General features: G+C 72.2%; 7 protein-coding genes. 6 read left to right on the top strand and 1 reads right to left on the bottom strand.

Going from position 1 to position 8,142, the window contains the following annotated elements:
- Window positions 1-23: 23 nt before the first annotated feature.
- From P1P70_RS35785 to P1P70_RS35760, 6 genes are read left to right on the top strand one after another with little or no spacing between them, the layout of a single operon-like run.
- Window positions 24-1,265: a cytochrome P450 gene (locus tag P1P70_RS35785; RefSeq protein WP_319245226.1), complete on the top strand. Its 1,242-nt coding sequence runs from the start codon at window positions 24-26 to the stop codon at window positions 1,263-1,265.
- Between the two features lie 36 nt (window positions 1,266-1,301).
- Window positions 1,302-1,499 carry a ferredoxin gene (locus P1P70_RS35780; protein ID WP_319245224.1) on the top strand — a complete coding sequence of 66 codons (198 nt, stop codon included), beginning with the start codon at window positions 1,302-1,304 and terminating at the stop codon, window positions 1,497-1,499.
- The gene (locus P1P70_RS35775; protein ID WP_319245223.1) at window positions 1,496-2,725 is read left to right on the top strand and encodes an NAD(P)/FAD-dependent oxidoreductase; all 1,230 of its coding nucleotides are present in this window, start codon (window positions 1,496-1,498) and stop codon (window positions 2,723-2,725) included. Before P1P70_RS35780 ends, P1P70_RS35775 begins: the two co-directional genes overlap by 4 nt.
- Complete coding sequence (locus P1P70_RS35770; RefSeq protein ID WP_319245222.1) at window positions 2,694-3,533, top strand: SDR family oxidoreductase; 840 nt, start codon at window positions 2,694-2,696, stop codon at window positions 3,531-3,533. Before P1P70_RS35775 ends, P1P70_RS35770 begins: the two co-directional genes overlap by 32 nt.
- A 56-nt stretch (window positions 3,534-3,589) precedes the next feature.
- A complete protein-coding gene (locus tag P1P70_RS35765) occupies window positions 3,590-5,422 on the top strand; it encodes an NAD(P)/FAD-dependent oxidoreductase (protein WP_319245221.1) in 1,833 nt (610 codons plus the stop codon).
- Between the two features lie 26 nt (window positions 5,423-5,448).
- Window positions 5,449-7,095: a PQQ-binding-like beta-propeller repeat protein gene (locus tag P1P70_RS35760; RefSeq protein ID WP_319245225.1), complete on the top strand. Its 1,647-nt coding sequence runs from the start codon at window positions 5,449-5,451 to the stop codon at window positions 7,093-7,095.
- On the opposite strand, the gene P1P70_RS35755 is transcribed toward P1P70_RS35760, so the two are convergent.
- Window positions 7,080-7,967 (bottom strand): LysR family transcriptional regulator, encoded by an 888-nt coding sequence (locus P1P70_RS35755; protein ID WP_319245220.1) that lies wholly within the window; start codon window positions 7,965-7,967, stop codon window positions 7,080-7,082. The genes P1P70_RS35760 and P1P70_RS35755 overlap by 16 nt on opposite strands.
- Window positions 7,968-8,142 lie beyond the last annotated feature (175 nt).

Below are 8,142 nucleotides of genomic sequence, written 5' to 3'. Positions count from 1 at the left end.
GCCCCCACCACCGAGGAGAGACCATGGCCGACACCCTGACCGACGTCGCCCCCGACACCGACGGGCAGGTCCCCGAGTACCCCATGCCGAGGGCGACGGGCTGCCCGCTGGCCCCGCCCCCGGCCGCCGCCGAACTCCGCGGCGACCGGCCGGTCACCAAGGTGCGGATCTGGAACGGCAGCACCCCGTGGCTGATCACCCGCCACGCCGACCAGCGCACCCTGCTCAGCGACCCGCGCGTCAGCAACGACGATCACGAGACCCACTTCCCCCACGTCAACGCCCACCGCGCGGCCATCGCCCCGCACACTCCGAAACTGATCACCAACACCGACGCCCCCGAGCACACCCGGCTGCGGCGCTCCGTCAACGCGCCGTTCCTGGTGAAGCGGATCGAGGCCATGCGCCCGGCGGTGCAGAAGATCGTCGACGACCTGATCGACGACATGCTGGCCGGCCCCGGCCCGGCCGACCTGCTCACCGCGCTGGCCCTGCCGGTGCCCTCGCTCGTCATCGCCGAACTGCTCGGCGTGCCCTACGAGGACCACCACTTCTTCCAGGAGAACAGCAACCGCGTCCTCGACAACTCCCTCACCGCGGAGGAGGCACAGGAGTCGAGCCGTGCCCTCGGCGGCTACCTGGACGCCCTGTTCCGGACGAAGCTCGAACAGCCGGGCGACGACGTGCTGTCGGAGATGGGGACCAAGGTCAAGGCCGGGGAGATGACCCACCAGGAGGCCGTCAGCATGGGCGTCGCCATGCTGATCGCCGGGCACGAGACCACCGCCACGATGATCAGCCTCGGCACACTCGCACTGTTCGAGCATCCCGACCAACTGGCCCTGCTGCGCGACACCGAGGACCCGAAGGTCGTCGCGGGCGCCGTCGACGAGCTGCTGCGCTACCTCTCCATCGTGCACTCCGGCCTGCGCCGGGTCGCCAAGGACGACATCGAGATCGACGGCCAGGTCATCCGCAAGGGCGACGGCCTCCTCTTCGACCTCCAGACGGCCAACTGGGACCCGAACGCCTTCCCGGAGGCCGATCGCCTGGACCTGAGCCGCCCCGCCCGCCGGCACAACGCCTTCGGCTACGGCCCCCACCAGTGCCTCGGCCAGAACCTCGCCCGCCTCGAACTCCAGGTCGTCTACGGCACGCTCTACCGCCGCGTCCCCACCCTCCGCCCGGCCGCCCCCATCGACCAGCTGGCCTTCAACCACACCGGCACCACCTACGGCGTGAAGTGCCTGCCGGTCGCCTGGTGACACCCCCACACGTACACGCGAGTCAAGGAGCGACCCATGCGAGTGGAACTCGACGAACCCAAGTGCGTGGCCTCCGGCCAGTGCGTGATGGCCTCCCCCGAGGTGTTCGACCAGCGCGATGACGACGGCGTCGCCATCCTGCTGGAGGAGCACCCCGCCGACGACCTGATGGACGGGGTGCAGGAGGCCGTCGCGATCTGCCCCGCCGCCGCGATCCGACTGGTGGAGCGGTGAGGCGGATCCTGGTCGTGGGTGCCTCGGCCGCCGGACTGGCGGCGGCCGAGACGCTGCGCCGCGAGGGGTACGACGGCGCCCTCACCCTCGTCGGCGACGAACCCCACCCCCCGTACGACCGGCCCCCGCTGTCCAAACAGCTCCTCTCGGCCGAGTGGGACACCGACCGGCTCGCCCTGCGTACCCCGGACCACCTCGACGGCCTCGACCTGGACCTGCGTCTGGGGACCGCCGCGACCGGCCTCGACCTGAAGGGGCGTCGGGTACGGCTCGCCGACGGCGACACGGTGCCGTACGACGGACTGGTCCTCGCCACCGGCGTACGCCCGCGCCGGCTGCCCGGTGAGGGCGCGCACGTGCTGCGCACCCTGGACGACGCGCTGACGCTGCGGGACCGGCTGACACCGGGGACACGACTGGTGGTCGTCGGCGCCGGGTTCCTCGGCGCGGAGGCCGCCGCCGTCGCCTGGCGGCTCGGCGCCCACGTCACCCTGCTTGAACCGGCACCGGTGCCGCTGGCGCACGCGGTCGGCGGGCTGGTCGGCGCGGTGCTGTCCCGGGCCCACCTCGACCACGGGGTGGACCTGCGCACCGGCGTCACCGTCACGGAGGTGACCGAGGACGGGGTGCGGCTCGCGGACGGCGAGGTGATCGAGGCCGACGAGGTGCTGGTCGCCGTCGGCTCGCTGCCCAACACCGCATGGCTGGCGGACAGCGGCCTGGGCGTCGGCGACGGCGTGCTGTGCGACGAGTACTGCGAGGCCGCGAAGAACGTGTACGCGGCCGGTGACGTGGCCCGCTGGTACAACCCGCTGTTCGGCACCTCGATGCGTGTCGAGCACCGTACGAACGCCGCCGAGCAGGGCATGGCGGCCGCCCGCAACCTGCTCGCCGCCGATCCGGACGCCCGCAGGCCCTTCGCCCCGGTGCCGTACTTCTGGTCCGACCAGTACGACATGAAGGTGCAGGCCTACGGCTGGCTGCGCGGCCACGAGGAGGTGGCGGTCGTCGACGGCGATCCGGCCCAGCGCCGTTTCGTCGCCGTCTACCGTACCGGCGACCGGGTCACCGGCGCGCTCGCGGTCGGCATGCCGCCCAAGGCGATCCGGCCGTGGCGGCAGGCCATCGCGTCCGGCGCGGAATGGTGCGGGACGATCCCGCCGGAGAGGCCGGCGGCACGGAAGGAGGTCGATCATGACGGAACAGCGGCCCGGCCCGTCGTATGACGTGGTCGTCGTCACTGGCGCGGGTGGCATGGGCGTGGCGATCGCACGCCGGACCGGCAGCGGACGCACGGTCCTGCTCGCCGACGCCTCGCGCGGTCAACTCGACCGTGCGGTAAGCGTGTTGAGCGAGGAGGGCTACGCGGTGCGGGGCGTCCTGACCGACGTGTCCGACCGCGGGTCCGTCGACGGGCTCGTGGCGGAGGCCGCCGGTGAGGGCCGGGTGGCCGCCGTCGTGCACACCGCCGGAGTCTCGGCCGCCCAGGGTTCCGCCGAGACGATCCTGAAGGTCAACCTGCTGGGCACCGCCCATGTCATCGACGCCTTCGAGGGCGTGGCCGGGCTGGGGTCGGCCATGGTCTGCGTCTCCAGCATGGCCGGCCATGTCGCCGACCTCGGCCGCGACGACGAGGCCGCCCTCGCCACTGCCCCGGCGAACGAACTCCTCGGTATCGGAGCGGTCGACGCCGTAGGGGACAGCGCGACGCGGGCGTACATCGTGTCCAAGCGGGCCAACCAGGTGCGCGTCCAGGCCGCCGCGCTCGCGTGGAGCCGACGCGGCGCCCGGATCAACAGCGTCAGCCCGGGGGTCGTCGCCACCGCCATGGCGAAGGCGGAGGCCGAGGGCCCGAGCGGCGCGCACATGCTGTCCATGCTGGAGGCGAGCGGCGCGGGACGTACTGGCACCCCGGCGGAGATAGCGGGCGCCGTGGCCTTCCTCATCGGTGCCGAAGCGCGTTACATCACCGGCACGGACGTGCTCGTCGACGGCGGCCAGGCCGCCTGGCTGCGGCACCACCGGCCGTCCTGACACCACGGCTCACCCACGCCACCGCACACTCCGGAACACCAGACGAGAGGACACCGATGTCCACCCCCCACACTCCGTCCGGCCCCCCGACCCTCGACCCGGAGGAGCTCGGATTCGACCCGGACGCCCTCCGCGCCCGGTACCGCGCCGAGCGCGAACGCCGGATCCGTCCGGACGGCGGCCGACAGTACCAGCGGATCGCCGGCGAGTTCGGGCACTACGACGACGACCCGTACGCCGACGGGGAGTTCACCCGGGAGCCGCTGACCGACCGGGTCGAGGCGATCGTCGTGGGCGGCGGCTTCGGCGGGCTGCTCGCCGGAGCCCGGCTGCGCCAGGCGGGCGTCGAGTCGATCCGGGTGATCGAGAAGGGCAGCGACTTCGGCGGCACCTGGTACTGGAACCGCTACCCCGGCATCCACTGCGACATCGAGTCGTACATCTACCTGCCGCTGCTCGAGGAGCTGGGCTACGTCCCGAAGTGGAAGTACGCGCCGGGCGAGGAGATCCGGCAGCACACCCGGGCGATCGGCCGTCACTTCGACCTCTACCGGGACGCGGCCTTCCAGACCGTCGCCACCGAACTGCGCTGGGACGACACCGAGTTGGAGTGGACTGTCACCACCGACCGGGGCGACCTCATGCGCGCCCGGTACGTGGTCGTCTCCAGCGGCACGCTCAGCCAGCCCAAACTCCCCGGCATCCCCGGCATCGACACCTTCAAGGGCCACACCTTCCACACCAGCCGCTGGGACTACGACTACACCGGCGGCGACGCGAACGGCGGCCTCACCGGCCTCGCCGACAAGCGCGTGGCCGTCATCGGCACCGGCGCCACCGCCATCCAGGTCGTCCCCCACCTGGGAGCCGACGCGGCTCATGTCCACGTCTTCCAGCGCACCCCCTCGACGGTCGACGCACGCGGCAACGGGCCCACCGACCCGGAGTGGGCGAGGACGCTCACCCCCGGCTGGCAGGCCGAGCGCATGGACAACTTCCTGCGGACCGTCACCGGGGTCCGGGCCGGGACGGACCTGGTGAACGACGCCTGGACCAGCAGCGCCCGCCTCCAGGAGAAACTGATCCCGACCGAGGCGTACGCGGACGTCCCGGCGGACGAACGTGAACACGCCTACGAGATCGCCGACTTCCAGAAGATGAACGAACTGCGCGACCGCGTGGCGACGATCGTCGAGGACCCGGAGACCGCCGAGAAGCTGAAGCCCTGGTACCGCTACATGTGCAAGCGGCCCACCTTCAGCGACCACTACCTCCAGACCTTCAACCGGCCCAACGTCACCCTCGTCGACACGGCCGACACCCATGGCGTCGAGCGGATCACCGAGAAGGCCGTGGTGGTCGGCGGGGTCGAGTACGAGGTGGACTGCGTCATCTTCGCCACCGGCTTCGAGGTCGGTGTCTCGGGACTGCTCTCCGGCCGCCTCCCGGCGTACGGCCGGGACGGTGTCGGCCTGCTGGAGACCTGGATGACGGCGGGCCCGAAGACCCTCCACGGCTTCTACAGCCACGGCTTCCCCAACCTCTTCCAGCTCGGCCCGATGCAGAACGCCAGCGCCGTCAACTACGTCCATATCCTCGACCAGCAGTCGATCCACGTGGGCGAGGTCGTCGCCGAGGCCCGCCGGCGCCGGGCCCGCTACGTCGAGCCGAGCGCCGAGGCGCAGGACGCCTGGGTGGCCACCATCCGCGAGAAGGCCGCCGACCTGTACGGGTTCCAGGCCGAGTGCACGCCCGGCTACTACAACAACGAGGGCCGGCCCAGGGAGCGCAGCGAGGCGTACGGCGACGGACCGGTCGCCTTCCACGAACTGCTGCGGCGGTGGCGCGCCGACGGCGGCATCGACGACGTCCTCGTCGGTGCCGAGTGAGGTCCGAGGAGACGGTGGTGGACGACATGCACACGCGACCCCATCGGTACGACGAGAACGGCGAACTCCGTACCACCAGCGCCCGTTGGGAGGCGCGGCGGCTCAACCCGCCCAACCCGCTGTGGGGTTCCAACGGGGTCGCCTTCGGCCCCGACGGACGGCTGTACGTCGCGCAGTTCCTCGCGGGACAGATCAGCGCCGTCGCCCCGGCCACCGGGGACGTCGAGGTCGTCGTCCCGATGGACGGTCCCGTGCAGTCGCCGGACGACCTCGCCTTCGGTGCCGACGGCTCGATGTACATAGCCGACCTGGTGCCGGGCCGGGTGTGGCGGCGGAGCCCGGCGGGGGAGTACCGCCTCGTCTCCGACGCCGTCACGAACCCCAACGGCATCACCTGTGTCGGCGACCGGCTCTTCGTCAACGAGATGAAGCCCAACGGCCGGCTGATGGAGCTGTTCCCGGACGGCGGCGACCCGGTCGTGCTCACCGAGGGCCTGGCGCTCGGCAACGCGATGCAGCTCGGCCCGGACGGACACCTCTACTACCCGCACATGATCACCGGTCAGGTCTGGCGGATCCCGCCGGACGGCGGGACGCCCGAGGTGGTCGCCGAGGACGTGCACGAACCGGTCGCGGTCCGCTTCGACCGGAGCGGTGTCCTGCACGTCCTCTCCCGGGGCGTCGAGGGCATCGTCACCCGCGTCGACCTGCACGGTTCCGGTACCCGCACGCTCGTCACCAGCGGGCTGACGGGCCTGGACAACGCGGCGTTCGACGCCGAGAACCGCATGTTCGTCTCCAGCTACGCCAGCGGGGGCGTCACGGAGATGCACCCCGACGGCCGCACCCGTGAGATCGTGCGCCGCGGTCTCGACGGCCCCTACGGCGTGACGATCGACCTCGGCGGCACGGTCTACGCCGCCGACCACTACCGGCTGGCAAGCCCCACGCCCGAGGAGGTGACGACGCCGCTTCTGCTGCCCTTCGCCCACGGCATCACCGCCGACGGTGAACTGCTGCACTACACCTCGCAGTTCGGCGTGGTGCAGACCTACGACCCGAAGAGCGGGGCGCTCCGGGAGCGGGCGCGCGGGCTGAACCGGCCCATCGGCATCGCGGTCGGACCGGACGGCGCGCTCGTGGTCGCCGAGACGGACGCGGGCCGGGTCGTGGCCATCGATGACGACGGCAGCGAACGCGACGACACCGTGACCGCGCTCGCCGAGGGCCTCGACCGGCCCACGGACGTGGCCCTCGACGCGGAGGGCCGCCTCTACGTCAGCGAGGAGCGGCTGGGAACCGTGCTCCGGATCGAGGCGGACGGCACGACGACCGTGGTCGCGGACGGCCTGGCCGCACCCCAGGGCCTGGCTGTCCTCGGCGACGACCTCTTCGTGGTGGAGACGGGGTCCCGCACGCTGAGCGCGGTCTCCCTCACCACCGGGGAGCGGCGGACCGACGCGGAGGAGCTGCCGGTCGGCCCGCCCCCGGGGGTCGTCCCGCGCACCGAACCGGCGCTGTTCGCGGACGTCATGCCCGGGATGGCCCGGCGTTTCGCGGGCCTCACGGCCGCCCCGGACGGAACCCTCCTGCTCTCCGCCAACGGTGAGGGCACCGTGCTGCGGCTGACACCGAGGGCGGGGGAGGGGACGGGGATTCAGCCGGTGCGGTAGAGCGCGGTGAGCAGTTCGGTGGCGGCCGGGGTGGCGGGATGCGGGTCGTCCCGCCACCAGGCCAGCCGGACGGCGATCGGCTCGGCGTCGCGCACCGGCCGGTAGACGACGCCGGGCCGCCGGTACTGGTTGGCGGTGGACTCCGCGGTCACCCCGACGGCGCGGCCCGTCGCGATCGTGGTCAGCCATTCGTCGACGTCGTGCGTCTGCTCGGTCACGGGCCGCGCGTCGGGCGGCCACAGGTCGGTGGTGGTCGTGCCGGTGCGTCGGTCGACCAGCAGGGTGTGCCCGCTCAGATCGGCGAGCCGCACGGAACGGCGGCGGGCCAGCGGATCGTCGCTCGCCATCGCGCACAGCCGCCGCTCCAGCCCCACGATCGCCGAGTCGAACCGGCGGTCGTCCACCGTCCGCCGGACCACCGCGAGGTCGCACGAGCCCTCCGCCAGTCCGGCCGTGGGGGAGTTGGCCCGTACGAACTGCAGGTCCGTCCCCGGATGGGCGGCGCCCCAGCGACGCTGGAACGTCAGCGTGTGCCGGCCCAGCGCCGACCACGCGTACCCGATCCGCAGCCGCACCTGCCCCGAGGTCGCCTCCCGCACCAGGTCGTCGACCTCGCCGAGCACCCGCCGCGCCTGCGACACCACCCGCAGCCCGGTCGGTGTGGGCGTCACCTCGCGCGAGGTCCGCCGCAACAGCCGTACGCCCAGGATCCGTTCCAGCGAGGCCAGGGTGCGGGAGACCGCCGCCTGGGAGACGCCGAGCGCGAGGGCCGCGTCGGTGAAGGTGCCCTCGTCGACGATCGCCACGAGACAGCGCAGCTGCCGCAGCTCCACCTTCCCGACGACGGACGCCGTGCCACTGGTGTCATCCATGACTCCAGCGTATGGATGGGCGGGCGGATGCATTTTGCGCATGGGAGGTCAGGGCGCACGATCGGCCCATGGACACCGCCGCCGGCTCCGCGCCCGCCCCCTCCGGTTCGCTCCCCTTGCTCCCCTGTTTCTTTAAAACATTTCCAAGCCACAGAAACAGGCAAAAAATTGTATT

The organism is Streptomyces sp. MB09-02B (genome assembly GCF_033794485.1).
GTDB lineage: Bacteria > Actinomycetota > Actinomycetes > Streptomycetales > Streptomycetaceae > Streptomyces.
This window is presented reverse-complemented; position numbering and strand designations above follow the sequence as displayed.